The organism is Mycobacterium sp. E1214, from assembly GCF_001666755.1.
Classification (GTDB): Bacteria; Actinomycetota; Actinomycetes; order Mycobacteriales; family Mycobacteriaceae; genus Mycobacterium.
The window spans coordinates 1-23,580 of sequence record NZ_LZJC01000085.1 but is presented as its reverse complement, the minus strand read 5'-3'; the positions used below and the strand labels follow the sequence as shown (position 1 = coordinate 23,580).

The window sequence follows — 23,580 nt, the reverse complement described above, 5'->3', positions numbered from 1 at the left end:
GAGTACATCGTGCAGGCCGGGCAACTGGAGCTGGTCGCGAATCCGGTCCAGTTCGACGTCGCGGCGCCGCAGACCGGACCCGCGCCCGGCTTCGCCGAGCAGACCGACGAACTCTTGCTGGAGCTCGGCTTCGACTGGGATCGCATCATCGAGCTCAAGACGGCCGGCGCCGTCACCTGACCCCGGAGCCCTCAGCGATGTTTCAGCCCACCAACGGAGGTGCCGGTCTGCGGCCGGACACGACGTTGACCGCTTGTCCGATAACGGTTCTGCGTTTTTCGCACGGGCCTGACGTGACATGAGTCATAATCGCCGGACGCTTCAAGACGTGGAGCCCCTCGTTGCGAAGCGCCGACTCACGCGACGAAACGGAGGCACTGCGTGAGGCTGGGAGCGGTCCTCGAGCCGAGGCATGACGCCGGAGATGGCTGCCCGCTTGGGTTTTCGCGGACGGTTCACTCGCGTCGGTTTCGCGGCTTGCAGTGGAATGTACCGCAGGAGATGCGCAGCAACAAGACTATCGGTCTCGAAACGGGGAGGTTCTGAGAACGATGGCAGATAAGCGCGGCGACCGCTGGTCGGCTGGGCTGCCACAGCTACGGCTCAAATGGGACCTGTCGGGGCCCATGCAGGCCGTCGGCGCGCTGTTCGCGATGTCGGCCGACGCCGTCAAGTTCCTGTTTCGCCGGCCCTTTCAGTGGCGGGAATTTCTCGAGCAGTCCTGGTTCGTCGCGCGGGTGTCGCTGGCTCCCACGTTGCTGGTGGCGATCCCGTTCACCGTCCTGGTCAGCTTCACGCTCAACATCTTGCTGCGCGAGCTCGGGGCGGCGGACCTGTCCGGCGCGGGCGCCGCGTTCGGCGCGGTCACCCAGCTCGGACCCCTGGTGACGGTCCTGATCGTCGCGGGCGCCGGCGCCACGGCCATGTGCGCGGACCTCGGGTCCCGAACGATCCGCGAAGAGATCCAGGCCATGGAGGTGCTGGGCATCAACCCGATCCAACGGCTGGTCACCCCGCGGATGCTGGCGTCGGGGCTGGTCGCCCTCCTGCTCAACAGCCTCGTCGTGATCATCGGTGTCCTTGGCGGATACGTCTTTTCGGTGTTCGTGCAAGACGTCAACCCCGGTGCCTTCGCGGCGGGCATCACCTTGCTCACCGGGGTGCCCGAAGTCATCATCTCGTGCATCAAGGCGGCGCTGTTCGGCCTCATCGCCGGCCTGGTCGCCTGTTACCGCGGCCTGTCGATCAGCGGCGGGGGCGCCAAAGCCGTCGGGAACGCGGTCAACGAGACCGTGGTCTACGCCTTCATGTCCCTGTTCGTCGTCAACGTGGTCGTCACCGCGATCGGCATCAAGATGACGGCGAAGTAGGCACGACATGGCGCTGCGGGCCGTTTACCCACGATTGAGCCGTCAGTTCGAGAGGCCGGTGGCCTTGCTCGGCCGGATCGGCGACCACACGCTGTTCTACGGCAAGGCCCTGGCCGGGGTGCCCTTCGCGGCCACCCACTACACGCGCGAAGTGATCAGGTTGGTCGCCGAGATCAGCATGGGCGCAGGCACATTGGCGATGATCGGCGGCACCGTCGTCATCGTCGGCTTCCTGACCCTCGCGGCCGGCGGCACCCTGGCCATCCAGGGGTACACGTCGCTGGGCAACATCGGCATCGAAGCGCTCACGGGCTTCCTGGCGGCGTTCATCAACGTGCGCATCGCGGCACCGGTGGTCGCCGGGATCGGCCTGGCGGCGACCTTCGGCGCGGGCGTGACCGCGCAGCTGGGCGCCATGCGGATCAACGAGGAAGTGGATGCGTTGGAAAGCATGGCCATTCGGCCGGTCGCCTACCTGGTGAGCACCAGGATCTTGGCGGGCATGCTGGCCATCACGCCGCTCTACAGCATCGCCGTGATCCTGTCCTTCCTGGCCAGTCAGTTCACCACGACCTTCCTGCTCGGCCAGTCGCAGGGCCTGTACCAGCACTACTTCAACACGTTCCTGAACCCGATCGACCTGTTGTGGTCGTTCCTGCAGGCGATCCTGATGGCGCTCACCATCCTGCTGATCCACACCTATTACGGCTATTTCGCGTCGGGCGGGCCGGCCGGTGTCGGCAACGCGACCGGTAACGCCGTGCGCACCTCGCTGATCGTCGTGGTGTCGGTGACGCTGCTGGTCTCGCTCTCTATCTACGGTTCCAACGGCAATTTCAACCTGTCCGGTTAGGCAGAGGAGGTGAAGCGACAGTGACGCAGAATGTGCCGGCGGGGCGCGGTGCGGTTGGCGGGCGACACCCGCGCGCCGGGCACGCCCGCCCGGCGGTCGGCCGCAACTACCTGCCGCCCCTGCTCGGGCTGGTCACCGTGGTCATCATCTGCCTGGTGTTCGCCGTGGCGGTGGGCCTGTTCCAGGGCTCGTTCACCTCGACGGTGCCGGTGACCGTGATCTCCGAACGCGCCGGCCTGGTAATGAATGCCGACGCCAAGGTCAAGATGCGCGGGGTGCAGGTGGGCAAGGTCGCCTCGATCGAACCGCTGCCCGACGGCCAGGCGGCCATCCACCTGGCGATGGACCCGTCGCAGCTGCACTTCATCCCCAGCAACGTGCTCGTCAACATCGCGTCCTCGACGGTCTTCGGCGCGAAATCGGTCCTGCTGGTCGAGCCGGCTTCGCCCTCGGCCCAGCGCTTACACGGTGGCCAGACCCTGCAGGGCAAGCACGTCATGGTCGAAGTCAATACCGTGTTCCAGCAATTGGTTTCGGTGCTTTCCCACATCGATCCGCCGAAGCTCAACGAGTCGTTGGGCGCGCTGGCGCAGGCGTTCAGCGGGCGCGGTCCGCAGCTGGGTCAGTCGCTGAGCGACCTGGATTCGTTCCTCGCCCGGCTCGAGCCGAGCCTGCCCGCCTTCCGCCACGATTTCTCGGTGCTGCCGGCGGTGTCCAACGCCTACGCCGACGCGGCTCCGGATCTGATGAAGACGGCCTCGAACGCGACCCGGATCAGCAAGACGCTCGTCGACGAGCAGCACAACCTGGACGCGTTGCTCATCAGCGCCATCGGCTTGGCGGACATCGGCAACGACGTGTTGTCGACCAACCGGGAGCCGCTCACGAACGTGTTGCACCTGCTGGCGCCGACCACCGATCTGCTCAACGAGTACCACGAGGCGCTCAATTGCAGCTTCGGTGGCCTGGTGCAGATTTCGCACGGCGCACCGCTGTCCGAACCGAGCATCAACATCTCGGCGAGCCTCGTGTGGGGCGCCGAACGGTACCGGTACCCGACGAACCTGCCCAAGGTGGCGGCGACCGGCGGCCCACGCTGCGTGGGCCTGCCGAAGCTGCCGTTCAACACCAACCCGCCGCAATTGATCACCGACATCGGCGCCGACCCGGTGGGGTACGGCAACCCGCAGCTGCTAATCAACTCCGATCTGCTCAAGCAGCTGCTGTACGGGCCGATCGCCGGGCCGCCGCGCAACCCCGCACAGATCGGCCAACCCGGATGAGAACGCGCGCCACGCTGGTCAAGTTCACGATCTTCGCGGTCGTGATGGCGCTGCTGACCGCCTTCCTGTTCTTCATCTTCGGCCAGTACCGGACCGGCTCCACGACCGGATACTCGGCGGTGTTCACCGACGTGTCGCGTCTCAAGCCGGGGCAGTCGGTGCGGGTCGCCGGGATCCGCGTGGGCACGGTCGACAGCGTTGCCCTGCAGCCGGACAAGAAGGTCGTGGTCAAGTTCGACGCCGACCGCAACGTCGTCCTCACCGAAGGCACCCGGGCGGCGGTCCGCTACCTCAACCTGGTGGGTGACCGCTACCTCGAGCTCGTCGACGGTCCCGGATCGACCAAGCAGCTGCCGGCCGGCGGCCAGATTCCGGTCAACCGGACCGCGCCGGCGCTGGACCTCGACCTGCTGCTCGGCGGGCTGAAACCCGTCACGCAGGGCCTGAACGCACGCGACGTCAACGCGCTGACCTCGGGGCTGTTGCAGGTCTTCCAGGGGCAGGGCGGAACCCTCGACTCGCTGTTCGCCAAGACGACGTCGTTCTCGAATGCGCTGGCGGACAACGACCAAACGGTGCAGCAGCTGATCGACAACCTCAACATCGTCATCGGTACGGTGGCCAAGGACGGCAAACAGTTCTCCGGCGCCATCGATCGCCTCGAGCAGCTGGTCAGCGGACTCTCGGACGACCGCGACACCATCGGGACCGCCATCGACGCGCTGGACAAGGGCACCGCCTCGCTCGCGGATCTGTTGGCCAACGCGCGTCCGCCGCTGGCGGGCACGGTGGCCCAGTTGAATCGGCTGGCGCCGATACTCGACAACGACAGGGACCGCCTCGACACCGCGATCGGCAAGGCGCCGAAGAACTATCGCAAGCTGGTGCGGCTGGGCGTCAACGGCGCCACCATCCCGTATTACCTGTGCCAGCTGTCGATCCGCGGCACGGATCTTGCGGGTAAGACCGTGAGGGCCAACCTCTTCCGGTCCGACGCGGGAAGGTGCACGGAACCGTAATGCTCAAGTATCGGGGAGCTCACCTCGTCAAGCCGGGACTGATCGGCGTGGTCCTGGCGGTGCTGGTCATCCTGGTCGGCCTGTCGCCCGACCGGTTCATCACGTGGGCGACGATGGTCAGATATCAGGCGCTGTTCACGGAGGCCGGGGGCTTGGCGACCGGAAATCCGGTCACCGTGTCGGGGATCAAGGTCGGCTCGGTATCGGACGTCAAGCTCAGTCACGGTGACGCGCTGGTGACCTTCGCGATGAAGGGCAACATCCTGCTCGGGTCCGAGACGTCGGCGCACATCCGCACCGGGACGCTGCTGGGTGAGCGGACGTTGACGGTGGAGTCCGCCGGCAGCGGCACGCTGCATCCGATGGCGCTCATCCCGGTGTCGCGGACGTCGTCGCCCTACTCGCTGACCGAGGCCGTGTCCGATCTGACGAGCGACACCGCGGGAACCAACACCGAGGCGCTGAACCAGTCGTTGGACACGCTCTCGGCGACGCTGGACCGGATCGCGCCCCAAATGGGGCCGGCCTTCGACGCGCTGACCCGGCTGTCGCGAACCCTCAACAGCCGCAACAAGAATCTGAGTGAGCTGTTCAAGAGCGCCGGGGATGTCACCGGAATCCTCTCCGAACGCAGCCAGCAGGTCAACAAGCTGATCCTCAACTCCGACTCACTGCTGCAGGTCCTGGTGGCGCGGCGACAGGAGATCGTGGACCTGCTGGCCAACACGTCGGCGGTAGCCAAACAGCTGACGGGGTTGGTGCACGACAACGAAAGCACGCTGGCGCCCACGCTGGAGCGGCTGAACAGGGTGACCGCGGTGCTGGAGAAAAACCGCGACAACATCGGCAAGGCGCTGCCGGGGCTCGCCAAGTTCCAGATCACGGTGGGTGAGGGCATCTCGAGCATGTATGCCTACTCGGCGTTCGTCCCGAACCTGCTCATCCCGCAGCTCTTCCAGCCGGTCATCGACTACCTCTGGGGATTCCGGAACTTCGACACCGCCCGCGGCCCCGGCACCCCGTCGCCGCTGCCCCGGTCGCTGATTCCCTGGCCGTACAACGGCATTCCGCTCTGCCCGGGCTGCACGCTGGGCGGCAGGGTCGGAGGGTCGCAATGATCGCGCGTATTCCGCGGGGCCGGCTGACGGCGGTCGCGGCGGTGGTTCTGGTCGGACTGTTGGTGGCCGGCGCCGCCGTGCTCGTTCGCAACACGTTCTTCGGCCCGCGCACCATCACCGCCTACTTCACCACCGCGACCGCGATCTATCCCCACGACGAGGTCCGGGTCTCGGGGGTCAAGGTCGGCAGCATCAAATCCATCCAGCCGCAAGGCACTCGGACCCAGATGACGCTGCAGATCGACCGCGACGTGCCCATTCCGGCGGACGCCAAGGCGGTCATCGTCGCGCCGAACCTGGTGGCTTCGCGCTACGTCCAACTCGCGCCGGCCTACCGCGACAGCGGCCCGGTGATGCGCGACGGCGCGGTCATCGGAGTCGAGCGCACCGCGGTGCCGGTCGAGTGGGACGAGGTCAAAGCCCAATTGATGCGGCTGGCAACGGATCTGGGGCCCAAGAGCGGGGTGTCGGGCACCTCCGTGGGCCACTTCATCGACAGCGCCGCCGACGCGCTCGACGGTAACGGCGAGAAGCTGCGCCAGACGCTCGGTCAACTGTCCGGCGTCGCACGGATTCTCGCCAACGGCAGCGGCAATATCGTCGACATCATCAAGAACCTGCAGACCTTCGTCGCAGCGCTGCGCGACAGCAACGTCCAGATCGTCCACTTCAACGAGCGGCTGGCCACGCTCACCAGCGTGGTGAACGACAGCAAGTCCGACCTGGACGCGGCGCTGACCGATTTATCGACGGCGGTCGGTGAGGTGCAGCGCTTCATCGCCGGCACCCGCAACCAGACCAGCGAGCAGATCGGCCGGCTGGCCAACGTCACGCAGAACCTGGTCGACCACCACATGGCGCTGGAGAACATCCTGCACGCCGCGCCCAACGCGCTCGGGAACTTCTTCAACGACTACAACGCCGACACGGGAACCATCGTGGGCGGGTTCGGCCTGATGAACGCGTCGAATCCCACTTGGGGAGGCCAACTTCTGCTCGCCGTGCCCGGCTGCACCCAGATCGGCGCCGTCGGGAACGTCACCGCCGTCGAATCGGGCAAGCTGTGCTCGCTGTTCATCGGTCCGGGGCTGCGGCTGCTCAACTTCAACAACTCGCCCCTGCCGCTCAACATCTTCCTGCAGAAGTCGATGGACCCGTCGAAGATCCTCTACACCGAACCGCGGTTGGCACCCGGCGGCGAAGGCCCGAAGCCGTCCGCGCCCGAAATCCCGCCCGCCGTGTCGGCCTACACCGGACTGCCCGGCGACCCGGTGGGGCCGCCGGGGGCGGTGCCGCCCGCACCCATTCCCGGTGCGGCGATGCCGCTGCCGCCCCCGCCGTCCACGCCCATGCCACCGCCACCACCGGCCCCGGGCGTGTCCGGCATGCTGTTGCCGAACGAAGGGCCGCAACCATGACCGCCCGGCGGGTGTTCGCCATGGGTTGTTGCGTGGCGGTGGCGGCGACGGGGTGTGCGTTCCATGGCCTGAACTCCCTGCCGCTGCCCGGCGCGGTCGGCCGCGGACCGGGGGCCAACATCTACCACGTCGAGCTGCCGAATGTCGGGACGATGGAATCGAATTCGCCCGTGATGGTCGACGACGTCGTGGTCGGCAGTGTCGGCGCGATGCGGGTGCAGGGGTGGCACGCGGACGTCGAGATCTCGGTGAAACGCGATGTCGTCGTCCCCGCCAACGTGGTGGCCACCGTCGGGCAGACCAGCCTGCTGGGCTCGATGCACGTCGAGCTGAACACGCCGCTCGGCCAGCAGGGCACCGGACGGCTGCAGCCCGGGGCCACCATCCCGCTCAGCCGGTCCTCGGCCTACCCGTCGACCGAGCAGACGCTGTCGTCGTTGGGCGCGGTTGTCAACGGCGGGGGCCTGGGACAGATCGGGGAGGTCGTGCACAACTTCTCCGCCGCCCTGTCCGGGCACGAGGGCGCCGCGCGAGACCTGCTCAACCGCCTCGACACGTTCGTGGGGACCCTCGACGAACAGCGGGACAACATCGTCGATTCCATCCAGGCCCTGAACCGGCTTGCCGGCACCTTCGCCGAGCAACGCGACGTCCTCACCCAGGCGCTGCGCAAGATTCCGCCGGCGCTCGACGTGTTGATCAAGGAGCGGCCGAGGCTGACCGCGGCGTTGGACAAGCTTCGCGTCTTCTCCAACACCGCCACCCGGCTGGTCAACGACTCTCAGGCGGACCTGGTGCAGAACTTGAAGAACCTGGAGCCGGCCATCCAGGCGCTCGCCGACGTCGGCCCGGACTTCGGTGCGGCCATCGCGGCGAGCTTCGTGTTCCCATTCACCCAGAACTTCGTCGACCGCGCCGTGCGGGGTGACTACTTCAACCTGCACGTGGACTTCGACCTGACGATCCCGCGGCTCAAGCGTGGCCTGCTGCTGGGCACCCACTGGGGTCAGCTGGACGAGCCGGAGCCCCCGGTGCCCGGGGATCCGTATCGCTTGAACTACACGCTCGACCCGCTGCACAACCCCATCCGGCCGCCGTGGGTCGATCCCAACGCCTTGCCGCTGCCCGGTCCGGCGCCGGCCGCGGCGCCGCTGCCCGGGCCCCCACCCGGTGCGGCTCCGCTGCCCGGCCCGGCGCCCGCCGCGCCGTTGCCCGGCCCGCCGCCGGGTCCGGCCCCGCTGGATGCGGGACTTGGTCAATCGCCGGCGCCCGCGGAGGCGCCCGGCCCGGGAGCGGGTGGATAGATGCTGACACGTTTCGTTCGGATTCAGCTGGCGATCTTTTCGATCGTCGGTTTCCTCGGCATCGTCGCGATGGTGCTCTTCTACATCCAGGCGCCGACGCTGCTCGGCATCGGCCGCATGACGGTGACGCTGGAGCTGCCGGCCACCGGCGGGCTGTACCGGTTCTCCAACGTGACCTACCGAGGGGTCGAGATCGGCAAGGTCACCTCGGTGGGATTGACACCGACCGGCGCCAAAGCGACGCTCTCGCTGAGCAATTCACCCAAGGTGCCCGCGGACCTGACGGCCGAGGTGCTCAGCGTCTCCGCGGTGGGCGAGCAGTACGTGGACTTGCGGCCGAAGACGGACTCGCCCCCCTATCTGCACGACGGCTCGGTGATCGCCGTGCGGGACACGACGATTCCGCAACCCGTCGGGCCGATGCTCGACCAGGTCAACGCGTTGGTGCAAAGCATCCCGAAGGCCAAACTCGGCCAGCTGCTCGACGAATCCTTCCAGGGCTTCAACGGTTCCGGTTACGACCTGGGCTCGCTGATCGATTCCACCAAGACGCTGTCTCGCGACGCCAACGGCGTCGTCGACCGCACCCGGGCGCTCACCGAGGACACCGGCCCGCTGCTCGACACCCAGGCGCGCACCACCGATTCGATCCGGAAGTGGGCGCGCAGCTTCTCGGGCATCTCGGACACGCTGGTGGACAACGACTCCCATTTCCGCACCATCCTGGAAAAGGGCCCCGACGCCGCGAACGAGGCCTCGCGCCTCCTCGACCAGATCAAGCCGACCTTGCCGGTGCTGCTGGCCAACCTGACCACCATCGGGCAGATCGGCATCACCTACCACCCCTCGATCGAGCAGCTGCTGGTGTTGCTGCCGTCGGCGGTCGCCATCGAGCAGGCGGCGCAGGGGGAGAACCACCCCGACGGCCGGGCTTACGGCGATTTCGCGGCGACGGTCGACGACCCGCCCATCTGCACGGTCGGCTTCATGCCGCCCAACACGTGGCGGTCCCCGGACGACCTCACCGACATCGACACCCCGGACGGGTTGTACTGCAAGCTTCCCCAGGATTCGCCGATCGCGGTCCGCGGTGCGCGCAACTATCCGTGCATGGGGCACCCCGGTAAGCGCGCCCCCACCGTCGAGATCTGCAACAGCGACAAGCCGTTCATGCCGCTGGCGATGCGCCAACACACCCTGGGTCCCTACCCGCTGGACCCGAACCTGCTCGCCCAGGGCGTTCCGCCCGACGACCGAATCACGGCCAACGACAGGATCTTTGCGCCCATCGAGGGAACACCGTTGCCGCCGGGGGCGGTGCCCCGCGGCACACCGGCGGGGCCGCGCGGCGAGAATCCGCCACCGGGGACGATCGGAGCCGCCGTTCCGCCGGTGCCGTCGTCGGGGCCCCGCCTGGCGCCCATGTCGCCGATGTCGGCCGACCTGCCGCCCATCGCACCCCTGGACCTGCCCGCGCCGGGGGAGTTGCCCGCGCCGCCCGCCGCCCCGCCGGCACCCGCCCCGGCCGACGCCGGACCAGGCCCACAAGTCGCGCCAAGCGCGTTCGGCGCCAAGCCTTCCCAACCCGCACCGTCGGTGGTGGTGGCCAAGTACGATCCGCGCACCGGCCGTTACGTGGGTCCGGACGGGAAGCTGTACCAGCAGTCGGACCTCGCGCCGTCAAAGGCACCCAAGACGTGGAAGGACATGCTGCCCACCTGATTTCGGGTTGGCCCGTTGGGCGGCCCTCGAGAGGGCCGCTGGGTCAGGACAGCTGATCGAGGCGCAGCGGCATCGCGATGTCGAGCCACTGGTTCTGCCCGCAGGCGCCGCTCGGGCCGACCGTCTTATCCTTGCCGGCGTAGGTCGTCGACCCGAGCTGGTAGCCGCCGTTGTCGTTGACCGGGTAGAAAAAGAAGGTCTGGTGCCCGCTGAACGCGGTACCGTCCTCGCACCGTTCCCAATTCGGCACTTCGCGTTTGACCTTCCACATCTCGCCGTCGTTCATGTACAACGGCGCGCTCCATCCCTGATCGCTGGTCACCGTCCCATGGCATTCCTGGGTGGTGTCGCACGACGAACTGATGGTCCACGTCTGGATGACCGTGGGCTCGCCGAAGTACTGGTCGTTGCGCTGGGCCCAGTCACCGATGGAGGTGGCGCGGAATTTCCCGTTGAGGGCCACGTCTTCCTTGGTGATGGCCCGGGCCGTGGCCGCCGTGCCGAGAGCGCCGAACACCGTGGCCGCCACCAGGGTTGCGGCGCTGACTGCTGTGACTGGACGCATCCGATGCTCCTCGAGGCGCGTATCCGCCAATTGCCTCTGGCGCCTTATCGCCGTCGGCTGCGGCGTTTCCGAACGATGACGTTACACCGCTCCGCCCCACCAGGACACGGTTAACGAGCAATTCCGGGGTGCTCACCCGGACGGGTCGAACTTCGCGATCAACCAGGTGCCGTTGGTCTTCGTCAGCGTGACCAACACGCTGCTTTGAGTCTTCACGGGATCCTTCTTCTGCATGCTTGCCGTCGTCTGATCGACGAAGACCAAAACGGCGGCCCGGTCGGGATGCAGGTCGGCGACGGCGGCCCGAATCGCGTTGGCCGTCACCGTCAATTGGCCCTCCCGCGCGGTCGGCCCGACCACGTCGGCGGTGAATTTGCCGTAATAGTTCAAGAAGTCCCCGGTGAGGCGCGACTTGGCGGCAGCGAAATCGCTGTCCAGGTGGTCGTAGGAGTACGACAGCACCGCCACCGTGCCGTCCGACGCCGCCTGGATCGCCCGGCGTGCCGCCGCGTCACCGATGCGTTGGTCCGGCCGGTAGAGGCCGACGTAGAGGCCCGCGGCCACTCCCACGGCCGCGACGACGAGCGACGTGGCGAGGATCGACCGCCACCGCGCCGCGTAGCGGTGGATGCCGCGCCCGATCGCCGTCGGCCGGGACGCGCGCGCCGACTCGCCGTCGTCGACCGGGTCGTCGCCATCCGGCACCGCGTGGTCCTCGACCGTCATTGCAGGAAATCGATCTTCGACATTTTCAGCTGACCGCCGTCGCGGTCCAAGTTGACGCTGACCCGAAACAGCGCCGGTGGCGGTTTGGCGTTGTCCGGTCCGATGGGATCGGTTTTGGCCGCCACCAACACGACTCCCGAGTCGTTGCTCAGCGACTCGACGGCGACGGCGTCCACGGTGACCTTGCTGCCGACTTTGGTGTCCTCCGCCTTCTTGACCATCAGCGTCGAGAGCACCGCCAGCTGGCTGTTGAGGTCACCCGTCGAGGCATCGAGCATGCGCTGGACGTCCCGCTTCGCGTGCTCGGGGTCGATCGACAACAGCGCGGTAACCCCTTGCCGCCCCGCCGCGGCGAACTCGGCGGCCAGCCGTTGTCTGTGCTCGGCGGCGCGATGCTGGGCCACCATGTATCCGCTGGCTGCCAGGGAGGCGAGGAAGACCACGACGCCGACGGTGGCCGCGATCGTGGTGCGCTGCGGGCGCCGAAACCACCCCGGGCGTCGCAGCCACGCCGGACGCCGCGGGCGGGCCGGTCGGCGGAGCCGTCGGCCGGCGCCCCGCGACCGGGCCCACACCGACGCCCGGCGCTCGGAATCCCCGCCACCGTCGCCCGTCTCGGCGGCCTCGCGCAGCCTCGCCAGGCGTGCCCGGGCCGCGTCGACGCGCGCCTGCGCCTGCGCGACTTCGGCGTCCGCGTCCGGTTGCGAGGCAACCGCTGCCGCGTCCGCCTCCGTCGCCGGATCGGTCACGTCCGACGGGTCGGGATTGGGGTCGGCGTCGAGCCCTTCCGGATCGTGCACGGAGAAGCAGCTTATCACTGCCGACCCGGTTGGACGCCGCCGTCGAAACGCCCCCCAAGTGCGCAAACGCCCATCCGACGGCCGGCGGGGCACGCGGCGCAAACGGCCGCGCGGCGCGGCCGGCGATGCGGTCGGGAGCATCCTCTTCAAGCAGGAGAATTTTCTTTTCGGATGTGGCACAGTAATTGGGTGCGATTCACCGTGGCAATGGCTGCCGCGTTGCTCGGCGCCAGTGTTGTTGCGGCACCGCCCTCCTCGGCGGGGCCGACCGTGTGCGACTACCCCGCCTGCACGCCGGGCATCATGCCCCACCAGGTGCTGGGCGCGCCGTGCGACAACACGACCTATTACGCCTTCGGTGTCACCGACGGCTACGTCTCGTTCTCCTCCGAACCCGGCCGGCTGATGATCTGCGGCTCGCCGCGCAGATACCAGCCCCGATGGTTCCGCTCGCCGCCGATGGCGGGCGTCAAGGAAGAGAACGCCAGCTGCGAGAATTACCAGAATTACGTCGCACAGGCGCCCGACGGCCTGTTCCTGATCTGCTACGCCCACGACGGCGTCCTGACCTGGATTCGCGCCGACACCTAGCCGCGTCGAGGGTCGGCCGCGGCCTCCCGGGGCAGGCCGAGCAGGCGCCGGCTCAGGTCGGTAACGCGGTCGAGCAACGTCGCGTCGTCGATGTCGGCAACCAGTGGATGCATGACGGCCGTGCTCAGCGCGCCGGAGAACATCGCCGCCTCGATCCGCCCGTCGAGGCCGGCGTCGCTGAGCAGCACCCGGTACAGGCGGTCCATGAACTGTTGGAACGGTACGTGTTCGGCGAGCAGCCGCACCACCACCGGATCGAACTGCAGCGTGCGCACCAGCCGGCGATCGCGCACCGCCATCTCGACGACGCGCACCAACAGGGCATCTCGCGCCTGCGGGCCGTCACCGTAGGCCTCGGCCTCCGCGACCGCCGGCTCGAGCCGGCCGAGTTCGCGTTCGGTCACCGCGATGACGATCTGTTCTTTGGTCCGAAACTGGTGATAGACAGCGGCTTTGGTGATTCCGACGGCGTCGGCGATCATTTGCAGCGAGGTGCCGCTGACGCCGTGCTCGGCGAACAGGCCCAGCGCGGCATCGAGCACCCGCGTCCGCGCCGCGCTGTGCTCGGTCAGCCAGAATTGCGCGCCCGTGACGGGTTGCCGTGCTGCTCCCACGCAACGAGAGTAGACGACGCTATTGACCGAAGCTAGCCGATCGGCTAGCTTCGGCTGACGACCGGGTGGCGGCCTCGCAGGGGGAAGGAATCCGATGTCCGATATCGAAGCCGACGAACGCACGTCGTTGCCAACCGGCCGGGACGGGGAGCTGATCCTGCTGTGGACGCTGCCCGCGGCGCTGGTCCTCTGGATCGCCGGCTTCGCCCTGTTTCCGGGCTTCAACCCGCCGATGTCGCCGGCGATGTCGGCCGAGCAGGTGGCGGCGTTCTACCGCGACCCCGCCCACCTTCCCCAAATCCGTTGCAGCATGATCCTGTTCAACTGGTTCGGCGCATGCCTGATCCCGATCCTGACCCTGATCGTCCTGCAGGTCCGCCGCATGGCCCACCGCACGCCGATCTTCTCCTACGCCCTGCTCGGGTGCGTCGCCGGTGCGCCGACGTTGTTTTTGGTGGCCGACGTCTGCTGGCTCCTCGCCGCGTTCCGGCCGGAGCGCAGCCCGCAGCTGACTCAGCTGCTGAACGACTTCGGCTGGATGACCTTCACCGTCGGGGTGCCCTTTCTGATCGGGCAGGGTGTGATCCTGGCGTTGGCAATCTATTTCGACGACCAACCCCGTCCGATCTTCGGCCGGTGGGTGGCCCACGTCAACCTGGCGGTGGCCGCCGCGCTGATCCCGGCGGCCTTCGTCGGCGTGGCGCAGACCGGCCCGTTGGCCTGGGACGGTGTCCTCTCGTTCTGGGTGAAAAACGTCGCCATCGCCGTCTGGATTGTGGTGATGGGCGTGGTCCTCGGGCGCGCCGTCTACCGTGAGCGCGCCGAATCTCGTTCCGAAAGAACGGCTTTGGTGGCCAGATGAGCGGCGTTCCGGCGACGCCCGCTCCGGTCGCGGGCCCCGCGTCACACCGCCTCGTTTGGCACCTGCGGCACAACCCCAAGCGTGAGCTGTGGTTGGCATGGTGGACCCTCGTCGTCTTCTACGGTCTGTTCTTTCCGATGTTCTTCGTGGTGGCGCAGGTCCAGCCGCCGCCGGAGCCGAGCTGGGACCTCGCGACACAGGTTCACTGGTTCGCCGAGCGGCGTCTGGGGATACCCGTGGGCTTCGGTGTGATCTTCGCGATCAGCGGCATGATCGCGGTCAACAACGCGCTCATCGCGTACTCGATGCGGCGCATGTCGGTCAGCCGCGCCTTCGCCTATTCGTATCTGATCATCTACTCGCTCAGCGCAATTCCCGGCATGCTGCTGCTCAACATCGCGTTGATCGTCGGGACGCTGCGGGCGGACCGCGATCCCGAGGTGATCGGCTGGCTCTACGATTTCGCGTTCCTGTCCTTCGACGGGACCATGGGCGTGTTCCTGATCGGCTCGCTGATTTGGATGGTCGCGATCCTGATCGACCGCAACCGCGTGTTCGGCAAATGGTTCGGCTACCTCAACCTGTGCAACGCGCTCACCGAGGTGGTGGTGGCTCCCTGCTGGATCTTCCGGCGCGGCGTGTTGGCCTGGGACGGCGAAATCGCCTGGTGGCTCGACATGGTCGTCTTCGGCGTCTACCAGATCTCCTTCATCGTGCTGCTGTACCGGATGATCCGACGCGAGGACTTCGGCGCCGGTGTCCTGCCGGCGTTGCCGCGCCGGAAGGCGGCCGCGTGACGGCCGACCTCGCCGAGAAGGCCGCCGGGGCGCGCGCCGTGCCGGGCCAGCCGGACATGTGGGCTTTCGCGCTGTTCGAAACCCTGGTCTTCACAGGGTATTTCGGCTTCTACCTGTTCGCGCGGGGCCGCAGCCCGGAACTGTTCCTGCACGCGCAGGAGCGGCTCGACCTGCGCGTCGGGGTCGTCAACACGTTGGTCTTGCTGCTGAGTTCGTGGGCGGCGGCGCGGTGCGTCCGGTCGGCGCGCGCCGGCGCCTACCGCGCGGCCCTGCGCGAGGTGTTGGGCACCGCGGCGTTCGCCGTGGTGTTCTTGGCGGTCAAGGTGGTCGAGTGGGCGCGGCTGATCCGGGCCGGAAACGGCGTGGCCGGCAACGACTTCTTCATGTACTACTTCTTCCTCACCGGCATTCACTTCGTGCACCTGCTGATCGGCCTGGTGGTGCTGGGCGTCCTCGGTTACCGGCTCGTCAGTCCGGCGCGCCGCGAGCAGGAGTTGATCGAGACCGGCGCCACCTATTGGCACACCGTCGATTTCCTGTGGGTGCTGATCTTCGCGCTGTTGTACGCGGTGCGGTGAGCGGTGCGGCGCAACGGGAGGCTGCTGGTCGTCTGGGTAATCCTGGCCGCACTGACGGGCAGTTACCTGGCGATCGACCACTCCGGCGGCGGCGTGCCCAGCGCGGTGCTCACCTCGACCGTCGTGCTGATCGCACTGGTCAAGGTGCGCATCATCTTTCGCGAATTCATGGAGGTGCGGCACGCGCCCGTGCTGCTGTGCCGATTGACCGACGCCTGGGTGGTGCTGATGGCCGTTGCGATGCTGGGGTGTTATTTCGCCGGGGCGCACCTGCGCTGACGCGGCCGGGTCAGCCTACCGCCGCGACCGCGTCCGCCGTCGTGAACGACAGATGCAGTTCGCTCAGCCCGCGCAAGATGTAGGTCGGCTCGTAGGTGTAGCGACGCTCGGTGGCCGGCCCGTGATGGGCCTCGTCGATCTCGATGTGCGGCATCCGGTCCAGGATGCGCTCGATGGAGACGCGGCCCTCGACCCGGGCCAGCGGGCCGCCGGGACACGAGTGCACGCCCCGGGCGAACGCCATGTGCTCGCGAACGTTCTTGCGGCGCAGGTTGAATTCGTGCGGGTTTTCGAACCGGCGCGGGTCGCGGTTGGCCGCGCCGGGCAACACCATGACCACCGTGCCGGCGGGCAGGTCGACCCCCCCGATGCTGGTGTCCTTGACGACGAGCCGGGAGTCGCTTTTGACCGGGCTTTCCATTCGCAACGATTCCTCGATGAATCCCGGAATCAGGCTGCGGTCCTCGCGCAGCTGCTGCTGCACGTCCGGGCGATCGCCGAGCGCCTGCAACGCGGCGGACAGCAGCTTGGCCGTCGTCTCCTGGCCGGCGGCGAACAGGAACGTGGCCGAACGGACCACCTCGATCACCTCCGGCGTCGACCCGTCCGGATACTTCGCCTCCGCGAGGAAGGTCAGCACGTCGCCGCGTGGCGCGCGGCGACGGTCCTCGATGTAGTTGCAGAATTTCTCGTCGAGCCACTCCAGCGGGTTGATCCCGACCGACTCGTGGTCCAGCGCGCCGACCCGCGCCTCCGGACGGTCGGCGCCGAGCACGACGCGGAATTCCTTGTGGTCGTCCTCCGGGACGCCGAGCAGGTCGGCGATCACCAACGTGGCGAAGGGCTTGGAGTATTCGGCGATGAACTCGCACTCGCCGTTGTGCAGGAACTCGTCGAGCTGGCGGTCGGCGAGGCGCCACATGAACTCCTCGTTCTGCTTCAACCGGCTCGGGGTGAGCAGCTTGGCCAGCACCGAACGGGCCTTGGTGTGGTCCGGCGGGTCCATGGTCACCATGTGCTCGTTCATCGGGAAGTAGCTGCGGTGCTCGCTGATCAGTGCGCTGATGTCGCCGCCTTCGGGTGTGAACGGCAGCGGCGGGAACGGGCCACCGAGCGCGACGATGTTGGAGAACGTGGTCGGGTCCTTGTAGACCTCGGTGGCCTCGGCGTAGCCGGTGATCGCGACGACGCCGTGATGCGGCAGGCGCAGCACCGGGTTCTGGCTGCGCAGGTAGTCGAAATACGGGTGCGGATCGGGGACCAGCGAGGGATCGGTGAAGAAGTCGATCGAGTCGAAGTCGGTCATCGGTGTCACATCTCCTGGGCTGATCGGACCGGCTGCGTTCGGCGGCAGGGCACGGGCCATCCGACTGTGAAATCTGCACTGTGCTGAGCACCTGCTTAGCATGGCGGTATGGTCAGGTCAAGATCACAACGCCGCGGCGAGGCGTCCTTCGCTACGATCTGGCATCGTCGGTAGAGCAACGCCGAGGAGGCGTTCGGAGTACGGAGCTAACCCATGACGACGGCCCGCAGGATCGGAGCGCCCGACGCCAAGAATCGCGTCCTGCTGCTCGATGCGGCCGAGCAGTTGATGGTCGAGGAAGGCTATGCGGCGGTCACGTCGCGCCGCCTGGCGAACAAGGCCGGGTTGAAGCCGCAGTTGGTGCACTACTACTTCCGGACCATGGAAGAGCTGTTCCTGGAAGTCTTTCGGCGCCGCGCGGAAGAAGCGCTGGAGGTGCACGCGAAGCTGCTGCAGTCGCCCCAGCCGCTGTGGGCGGTATGGCGGTTCGGCACCGATCCGGCGTTCACCCGGATCTCCATGGAATTCATGGCGCTGGCCAACCACCGCAAAGAGATGCGCGCCGAAATCGCCTACTACGCCGAGCGATTCCGCGAGGAGCAGCGCCAAGCCGTGACGGCCGCTCTGCAACGCTACGAGGCGGACAGCGGCGACATCCCCCCGGTGGTGTGGACCGTGCTGATGACCAGCCTGTCGCGATTCTTGGTGCTCGAGCAGGCCGTCGGGATCTCCGCCGGGCACGCCGAGACCATGGAACTCATCGAGAGGCACCTGCGCCGGCTTGAGGGCGAGCCGGAGCCGTTCGCCGGTGTCCCCGACACCTGGCTGGTTCACCAGTTCCGCAGCGAGCAGAGCGCTCCCTTGGGCCCGCCCTTGGACACGACGACCACCCCGTCGACCGCCAGCACGCAGTGAATGCCCGGCGTGCCGGGCTCGGTGCCCGTGCTCGCCACGACCATCGCGTAGTCGTCGGGGTCCGACATGTCCAGGTCGAAGGTCCAGGACTTGCCCGGGCCGAGGTCGACGTCGACGTGGGGTGTGAACGAATACGGGTTGTGGCTGTAGTCGGAGAACTTGTCCGGCTGGTGGTCCAGGTAGTAGATGTCGGTGTAGATCGGATTCTCCGCGGTGACCGCGTATTTCACGTGATGCATGACGACCGGTTCGGCGTGGGCCCGGCCGCCCCCCGCGAGCAGCCCGGCCGCCGCCGTCAGCAGCGCCACCGCCGTCGCCGGGCCCGCGCCCGGCCGCCTGTACACACCTGTCATGTCACTCCTTCGGCTGCCGGGGTGCGGTTCACTCGCCCTGCGGTCCGCCGTGTGCAGTACACAGTCGTGCCCAGGATGGTAACGCCCGCGCGGGCCCGATTTGGCCGAATGAGCGCTTTTCCGACGGCGCGCGACGGCGCGGCGGGTGATGGCCGGCGTGCGCCGAATCGGATCTGCAGCATGCGATTTCGCCCCAAAAGGCGATTCGTCGGGTGGCGACAACTGCCGATATTGGCATTCTCTTTTCGGGAGAATAGCATCGTCAGCAAGGCCGCAACGTCGTGGGAGGTCACCGGTGCGCAGGGGAATCGCGGTGGCGATCGGTGTCGCGCTGGTGGCGGCCTGCACGTCGCGGCCGGCAACCCAGTTGTCGAGCACGGCCTCGGTAGCCGTCGACGGCAACGCGACGAACTTCCACGTCGTCAAGTGCAGCCAGCTCGACTGGCGACGCACCATCGAGATCGGCAGCACCTTCGCGGGCGCCAAGGTCGTCGTCGACGAGCAGGGCGAACCGGCGAGCGCCGAATCGGTGCACATCGACAACCTCAACGGCTTCACGGGCAGGTACGCGCGCGGCGGCGACGGCAAGGCCGACCTGAGCATCACCGGGGACAAGATCAGCATCACCGGCACCGCCAACGGCTACCGCACGGACAAACCGGGGGACCCGGTCTCCGCCACCTTCAAGATCACCGCGACGTGCTGAGGGCCGCTTTCGCGGGGCCCGTTGCGGTCTGCTACCTGTAGAGAATACAATTCTCAAAAATTGCGAAGGAGGATTTCATGGGGCAGCTGTCGCACCGGGAGGACGTGCCGTTTCCGATCTTTGATGCGGACAACCATCTCTACGAGCCGCCGGAGGCGCTGACCAAATTCCTGCCCAAGGAGTACAAGGACTTCGTTCAGTACGTGCAGGTCAACGGCCGGACGAAGATCGCGATCCGCGGTCAGATCAGCAATTACATCCCCAATCCGACCTTCGAGGTCGTCGCCCGCCCGGGCGCGTGGGAGGAGTACTTCAAGTACGGCAACCCGGACGGCAAGAGCAAGCGCGAGCTGTTCGGCGAGCCGATGCGCGCGATCCCGGCATTCTTCGAGCCCGCCCCGCGCCTGGAGAAGATGAACGAGCTCGGCCTGGACCGCACCCTGATGTTTCCGACGCTGGCCAGCCTGATCGAGGAGCGGCTGCGCGACGACCCGCTGGCCATCCACGTCCTGGTCCACGCGCTGAACGAGTGGCTCGACGAGGTCTGGGGCTTCAACTACCAGAACCGCATCTTCACCACGCCCGTGATCACGCTGCCGATCGTCGAGAAGGCGATCGAGGAGCTGGAGTGGGCGGTCAAGCGCGGCGCGCGCGCCATCCTGGTCCGTCCCGCGCCGGTGCCCGGCTACCGCGGCCCCCGGTCGTTCGCGCTGCCCGAGTTCGACCCCTTCTGGGAGCGGGTCGTCGAGCACGACGTGCTCGTCGGCATGCACTCCTCCGACAGCGGCTACTCCCGGTACACCTCGGAATGGGACGGCGCCGACCAGGAGATGCTGCCGTTCCAGACCAACGCGATGGGCATCCTCAACGAGTGGCGGCCGATCCAGGACTCGGTGGGCTCGTGGGTCATTCACGGCGCGCTCTACCGCCACCCCAAGCTGAAGGTCGCGATCGTCGAGGCGGGCTCGAAGTGGATGACCCCGTTGCTCGACGGCCTGGCCGAGGTGTTCCGCAAGGCCCCGGAGGCCTTCCCCAGCGACCCCGTGGAGATGGTGAAGAACCGGATCTATGTCAGCCCGTTCTTCGAGGACGGCATCGACGACCTGGTCAACCTCGTCGGTGTGGACCAGGTCCTGTACGGCTCGGACTGGCCGCACCCGGAGGGGCTCGCGGAGCCGACGTTCTACGTCAACGCGCTGGCGCACCTGTCCGTCGACGACCAGGCAAAGATCATGGGCGGCAACCTCGGTCGACTCGTCACGGTGTGACGCGCGCTCGGCCCCGACGGCGACGATGCAGGACGTGAAGCGTCCTGAGGTGGGGGCGCCCGCGGGTGGGGCAGGGTTTGCCGGCCGACGCTGGCAGACCATCCCCGAGATGGTGCTGAGCGCGGCGGATCGGTTCGGCGACGCCGAAGCGGTCGTCGACGGTCCGCTGCGCCTCAGCTTCACCGAGCTCATCGACCGAATACGTTGCGCGGCAGGCTCGTTCGCGGACCTAGGCGTCGCTAAGGGTGATCGGGTGGCCATCTGGGCACCCAACTCCGCGGAATGGATCATCGCGGCCTTCGGCCTGCTCACCGCCGGTGGCGTGCTGGTGCCGGTCAACACCCGGTTCAAAACCGAGGAGGCGGGCGACATCATCGCCCGCAGTTCGGTCAAGGCCGTCCTGGCGCAGCAGGGCTTCCTGGGCCAGGATTACACCGTGCCCGCAGGGATCCCGGTTATCGACCTCACGTCGGACTTCCTGTCCAGCGGCTCGCCGTTCGTGCGCGCGGTGAGCGGCGACGACGTCGCGGACATCATCTTCACCTCCGGCACGACCGGCCGCCCGAAGGGCGCGATGATGAACCACGGCCAAACCCTGCGGATGTACCAGGAGTGGGCGACGCTGGCCGACCTGCGGCAAGGCGACCGCTATCTGCAGATCAACCCCTACTTCCACACCTTCGGATTGAAGGCGGGGCTGGTCGCGTCGTTCCTGCGCGGTGCGACGATGTTGCCGGTCGCGGTCTTCGACATCGACACGGTGGTGGATCTCATTGCGCGCGAGCGCATTACGATGTTGCCCGGGCCGCCGACGCTGTACCACTCGCTGCTGACCGTCGCCGACACGTCGAAGCTGTCCACGCTGCGGGCGGGTGTCACCGGCGCGGCCGACATCCCCGTGGAACTGGTCCGCCGCATCCACGACGAATTGCCGTTCGAGACTTTGATGACCGGATACGGGTTGACCGAGGCCGGAAACGTCACGTTGTCGCGCCCCGGCGACTCCTTCGAGGACGTCGCGTCCACCGCGGGCGTGCCGTGCGAGGGCGTCGACGTGCGTCTCGCCGACGACGGCGAGGTCTTGGTCCGCGGCTACGGGGTGATGCAGGGCTACCTCGACGATCCCGCGGCCACCGCCGCGGCGATCGACGCCGACGGGTGGTTGCACACCGGAGATTTGGGCGCCTTCACCGAGACCGGGCGCCTGCGCATCGTCGGGCGCAAGAAGGACATGTTCATCGTCGGGGGCTTCAACGCCTACCCGGCCGAGATCGAGGGGTTCCTGCTCCAGCACCCCGCGGTGGCCCAAGCCGCCGTCATCGGGGTGCCCGACGAGCGCCTCGGGCAGGTGGGCAAGGCCTTCGTCGTCACGAAGACCGACGTGGCCGCCGGTGACCTGCTCGCCTGGTGCCGCGAGCGGATGGCGGGGTTCAAGGTGCCCAGGTCCGTGCGGTTCCTCGACGCGCTGCCGCTCAACGCCACGGGCAAAGTGATGAAGGACCAATTGCGGTGAGCGACGGCGACATTCACTCGATGGTGATCGCATCCGACTATCGGGTGCCCGACCCGAGCAAGGTGTGGCCGCTGCTCGAGCGGCGCAAGTCCGCGCTCGCCGACATCGGCGCACACCACGTGCTGGTCTACACCTCGACCCACGACTACGGCCGGGTCCTGGTGATGATCGGGGTGCACAGCCGCGAGCCGATCGTCGAGTTGCTGCGGTCGCGGGTGTTCTTCGACTGGTTCGACTCCGCGGGCGTCGAGGACATACCCGCCGTCTTCGCCGGCGAGATCGTCGACCGCTTCGTCGAGGCGCCGGTGAGCACCCCCGCCGCGCCCGGCGTCGTCGTCGCGGCCATCGCCTCCGTGCACGACGTGTCCCTGCTTACGGCGCGAATGGGTTCGGCCATGGACAGATTCGCCGCGGCCGGCATCCGCAAGACGTGGGTGTTCCAGGCCTTCGATGACGAGCACGAGGTGCTCATCATGTCGGAGCTGCCCGACGAGGAGCGGGCGCGACAGTGGGTCGACCATCCCGACGCCGCGGCCGAATGGATGTCGGGGGCCGGCGTGGGCGCCTACCCGCCGATCTTTGTCGGCCGGTTCTTCGACATGATGCGCATCGACGGCCGGTGAGCGACCGCGATGTTCGTGTGCCTGTGTAACGGAGTCACCAGTCATACGGTCAGCGAGGCCGTGGCGGCCGGCGCGACCACCACGAAGGAAGTCGCCCAGGCGTGCGGGGCGGGCGCCGACTGCGGGCGTTGCCGGCGCACGGTCGCGGCGATGCTGCGCTCGTCGACCCCGGACCGAACCGCGAACCCGGCCTAGCGGCGCTCAGCGCGCGCCCTCCGGCGACATCGGCCCGACCAACTGGGCGAGCAACCGCGGAACCTCGAGGCGGGGCAACACCACCTCGATGAACACCATGCGGTCCTGGTGGGTCGCGGCCGCGGTCAGCGCCTGGTCGAGCTCGCCATACGTCTGCGCGCGAAACACCAAATGGTTGGCCACCCCCAGCGCCCGCGGAATGTCCGTCCACTGCCAGCCGACGATGTCGTTGTAGGGCGCCGCCTCCCCGTGGATCGCCCGCTCCACGGTGTAGCCGTCGTTGTTGACTACCACGATGACCGGGGACAGGCCCTCGCGCGAGAAGGTGCCCAGCTCTTGCACGGTCAGCTGCGCGGCCCCGTCGCCGATCAGCAACACCGTCCTGCGCTCGGGGTGGGCGACGGCGGCGCCCACCGCCGCGGGCAGCGTGTAACCGATTGAGCCCCAGAGGGGTTGGCCGATAAAGGTGACCCCGTGGGGCAGCCGGTGATCGGCCATTCCGTAGAACGACGTGCCCTGGTCGGCCAGGACCACGTTGCCCGGGGTGAGCGCGACGCACAGGCGGTCCCACAGCAGCTGCTGGGTGAGCGGCTGATCGCTCGCCGGCGGGGGCGGCGAGCGCCGAATGGGTGCGGGCGGCCATCGAGGACGCGCCGGTGCTCGTGACGGCGGGCGTGGTGTTCACCGACATGGTCAGCGGCTTTTTCAGCCAGCGCATCGACCCCGCGCGCACCATCGACATCGGGCAGTACCAGAGCAGCGTCGGCGGTGCGGTCTTCGCCCCGCTGGAGATGGGCGCGGC

25 protein-coding genes and 3 pseudogenes are annotated in these 23,580 nt (G+C 67.8%); 21 read left to right on the top strand and 7 right to left on the bottom strand.

The window, feature by feature from the left end; genetic code table 11:
- The 9 genes and pseudogenes from A5700_RS10835 to A5700_RS10795 form a co-directional block, all read left to right on the top strand.
- A pseudogene (locus tag A5700_RS10835) lies at window positions 1–180 on the top strand (CoA transferase); the annotation flags it as partial.
- A gap of 371 nt (window positions 181–551) precedes the next feature.
- On the top strand, window positions 552–1,370 hold the full coding sequence (locus A5700_RS10830; RefSeq protein WP_068073511.1) for an ABC transporter permease: 819 nt from the start codon (window positions 552–554) through the stop codon (window positions 1,368–1,370).
- 7 nt (window positions 1,371–1,377) lie between these two features.
- Window positions 1,378–2,223, top strand: coding sequence for an ABC transporter permease (locus A5700_RS10825; protein WP_068073509.1), 846 nt, complete (start codon window positions 1,378–1,380; stop codon window positions 2,221–2,223).
- A gap of 20 nt (window positions 2,224–2,243) precedes the next feature.
- A complete protein-coding gene (locus A5700_RS10820) occupies window positions 2,244–3,506 on the top strand; it encodes an MCE family protein (RefSeq protein ID WP_068073507.1) in 1,263 nt (420 codons plus the stop codon).
- Window positions 3,503–4,525, top strand: coding sequence for an MCE family protein (locus tag A5700_RS10815; RefSeq protein ID WP_068073505.1), 1,023 nt, complete (start codon window positions 3,503–3,505; stop codon window positions 4,523–4,525). The genes A5700_RS10820 and A5700_RS10815 overlap by 4 nt, the downstream gene beginning before the upstream one ends.
- Window positions 4,525–5,643 (top strand): MCE family protein, encoded by a 1,119-nt coding sequence (locus A5700_RS10810; protein ID WP_068073503.1) that lies wholly within the window; start codon window positions 4,525–4,527, stop codon window positions 5,641–5,643. The genes A5700_RS10815 and A5700_RS10810 overlap by 1 nt, the downstream gene beginning before the upstream one ends.
- Window positions 5,640–7,061: an MCE family protein gene (locus A5700_RS10805; protein WP_068073501.1), complete on the top strand. Its 1,422-nt coding sequence runs from the start codon at window positions 5,640–5,642 to the stop codon at window positions 7,059–7,061. The genes A5700_RS10810 and A5700_RS10805 overlap by 4 nt, the downstream gene beginning before the upstream one ends.
- Entirely contained in the window at window positions 7,058–8,365 is a 1,308-nt protein-coding gene (locus tag A5700_RS10800; RefSeq protein ID WP_068204726.1) for an MCE family protein, read from the top strand. The genes A5700_RS10805 and A5700_RS10800 overlap by 4 nt, the downstream gene beginning before the upstream one ends.
- Window positions 8,366–10,087, top strand: a complete 1,722-nt coding sequence (locus A5700_RS10795) for an MCE family protein (protein ID WP_068204723.1) — start codon at window positions 8,366–8,368, stop codon at window positions 10,085–10,087. It begins immediately after the preceding gene.
- Between the two features lie 43 nt (window positions 10,088–10,130).
- Here A5700_RS10795 and A5700_RS10790 read toward each other — a convergent pair whose 3' ends face one another.
- The 3 genes from A5700_RS10790 to A5700_RS10780 form a co-directional block, all read right to left on the bottom strand.
- A complete protein-coding gene (locus A5700_RS10790; RefSeq protein WP_068066295.1) occupies window positions 10,131–10,652 on the bottom strand; it encodes a hypothetical protein in 522 nt (173 codons plus the stop codon).
- A 132-nt stretch (window positions 10,653–10,784) separates the two neighbouring features.
- Entirely contained in the window at window positions 10,785–11,378 is a 594-nt protein-coding gene (locus A5700_RS10785) for a hypothetical protein (RefSeq protein WP_068066298.1), read from the bottom strand.
- Window positions 11,375–12,178: a hypothetical protein gene (locus A5700_RS10780; protein ID WP_068066300.1), complete on the bottom strand. Its 804-nt coding sequence runs from the start codon at window positions 12,176–12,178 to the stop codon at window positions 11,375–11,377. Before A5700_RS10780 ends, A5700_RS10785 begins: the two co-directional genes overlap by 4 nt.
- Window positions 12,179–12,349: 171 nt before the next feature.
- Between A5700_RS10780 and A5700_RS10775 the strand changes: the two genes are divergently transcribed.
- Entirely contained in the window at window positions 12,350–12,769 is a 420-nt protein-coding gene (locus tag A5700_RS10775) for a hypothetical protein (protein ID WP_197502733.1), read from the top strand.
- Here the strand turns inward: A5700_RS10775 and A5700_RS10770 are convergent.
- A complete protein-coding gene (locus A5700_RS10770; protein WP_068066303.1) occupies window positions 12,766–13,383 on the bottom strand; it encodes a TetR/AcrR family transcriptional regulator in 618 nt (205 codons plus the stop codon). The two genes, A5700_RS10775 and A5700_RS10770, sit on opposite strands and share 4 nt — an antisense overlap.
- Before the next feature lie 94 nt (window positions 13,384–13,477).
- On the opposite strand from A5700_RS10770, the gene A5700_RS10765 reads away from it, so the two are divergent.
- From A5700_RS10765 to A5700_RS10750, 4 genes are read left to right on the top strand one after another with little or no spacing between them, the layout of a single operon-like run.
- Window positions 13,478–14,245, top strand: a complete 768-nt coding sequence (locus A5700_RS10765) for a hypothetical protein (RefSeq protein WP_068066308.1) — start codon at window positions 13,478–13,480, stop codon at window positions 14,243–14,245.
- A complete protein-coding gene (locus tag A5700_RS10760; protein WP_068066311.1) occupies window positions 14,242–15,042 on the top strand; it encodes a hypothetical protein in 801 nt (266 codons plus the stop codon). Before A5700_RS10765 ends, A5700_RS10760 begins: the two co-directional genes overlap by 4 nt.
- A 56-nt stretch (window positions 15,043–15,098) precedes the next feature.
- Complete coding sequence (locus A5700_RS10755; protein WP_068066394.1) at window positions 15,099–15,620, top strand: cytochrome c oxidase subunit 3; 522 nt, start codon at window positions 15,099–15,101, stop codon at window positions 15,618–15,620.
- A 3-nt stretch (window positions 15,621–15,623) separates the two neighbouring features.
- The gene (locus tag A5700_RS10750) at window positions 15,624–15,899 is read left to right on the top strand and encodes a cytochrome C oxidase subunit IV family protein (RefSeq protein ID WP_068066314.1); all 276 of its coding nucleotides are present in this window, start codon (window positions 15,624–15,626) and stop codon (window positions 15,897–15,899) included.
- 10 nt (window positions 15,900–15,909) lie between these two features.
- Here A5700_RS10750 and A5700_RS10745 read toward each other — a convergent pair whose 3' ends face one another.
- Window positions 15,910–17,205 carry a cytochrome P450 gene (locus A5700_RS10745; RefSeq protein WP_068066317.1) on the bottom strand — a complete coding sequence of 432 codons (1,296 nt, stop codon included), beginning with the start codon at window positions 17,203–17,205 and terminating at the stop codon, window positions 15,910–15,912.
- A 213-nt stretch (window positions 17,206–17,418) separates the two neighbouring features.
- Between A5700_RS10745 and A5700_RS10740 the strand changes: the two genes are divergently transcribed.
- A complete protein-coding gene (locus A5700_RS10740) occupies window positions 17,419–18,120 on the top strand; it encodes a TetR/AcrR family transcriptional regulator (RefSeq protein ID WP_068066320.1) in 702 nt (233 codons plus the stop codon).
- Here A5700_RS10740 and A5700_RS10735 read toward each other — a convergent pair.
- Window positions 18,036–18,401, bottom strand: a complete 366-nt coding sequence (locus A5700_RS10735; RefSeq protein WP_082959713.1) for a hypothetical protein — start codon at window positions 18,399–18,401, stop codon at window positions 18,036–18,038. The two genes, A5700_RS10740 and A5700_RS10735, sit on opposite strands and share 85 nt — an antisense overlap.
- Before the next feature lie 367 nt (window positions 18,402–18,768).
- Between A5700_RS10735 and A5700_RS10730 the strand changes: the two genes are divergently transcribed.
- From A5700_RS10730 to A5700_RS10710, 5 genes are all read left to right on the top strand, one after another.
- The gene (locus A5700_RS10730) at window positions 18,769–19,179 is read left to right on the top strand and encodes a lipoprotein LpqH (protein WP_231973700.1); all 411 of its coding nucleotides are present in this window, start codon (window positions 18,769–18,771) and stop codon (window positions 19,177–19,179) included.
- A gap of 77 nt (window positions 19,180–19,256) precedes the next feature.
- Window positions 19,257–20,447 carry an amidohydrolase family protein gene (locus A5700_RS10725; protein ID WP_068066325.1) on the top strand — a complete coding sequence of 397 codons (1,191 nt, stop codon included), beginning with the start codon at window positions 19,257–19,259 and terminating at the stop codon, window positions 20,445–20,447.
- Window positions 20,448–20,472: 25 nt separating this feature from the next.
- Window positions 20,473–21,960 (top strand): FadD3 family acyl-CoA ligase, encoded by a 1,488-nt coding sequence (locus tag A5700_RS10720; protein ID WP_082960349.1) that lies wholly within the window; start codon window positions 20,473–20,475, stop codon window positions 21,958–21,960.
- The gene (locus tag A5700_RS10715; protein ID WP_068066332.1) at window positions 21,957–22,583 is read left to right on the top strand and encodes a fatty-acid--CoA ligase; all 627 of its coding nucleotides are present in this window, start codon (window positions 21,957–21,959) and stop codon (window positions 22,581–22,583) included. The genes A5700_RS10720 and A5700_RS10715 overlap by 4 nt, the downstream gene beginning before the upstream one ends.
- 9 nt (window positions 22,584–22,592) lie before the next feature.
- On the top strand, window positions 22,593–22,778 hold the full coding sequence (locus tag A5700_RS10710; protein WP_068066335.1) for a bacterioferritin-associated ferredoxin: 186 nt from the start codon (window positions 22,593–22,595) through the stop codon (window positions 22,776–22,778).
- Window positions 22,779–22,784: 6 nt separating this feature from the next.
- Here the strand turns inward: A5700_RS10710 and A5700_RS10705 are convergent.
- Window positions 22,785–23,393: pseudogene (locus A5700_RS10705) on the bottom strand (thiamine pyrophosphate-dependent enzyme); the annotation flags it as partial.
- On the opposite strand from A5700_RS10705, the pseudogene A5700_RS25325 reads away from it, so the two are divergent.
- Window positions 23,384–23,580 (top strand): annotated as a pseudogene (locus tag A5700_RS25325) (indolepyruvate decarboxylase); the annotation flags it as partial. The pseudogenes A5700_RS10705 and A5700_RS25325 overlap by 10 nt on opposite strands.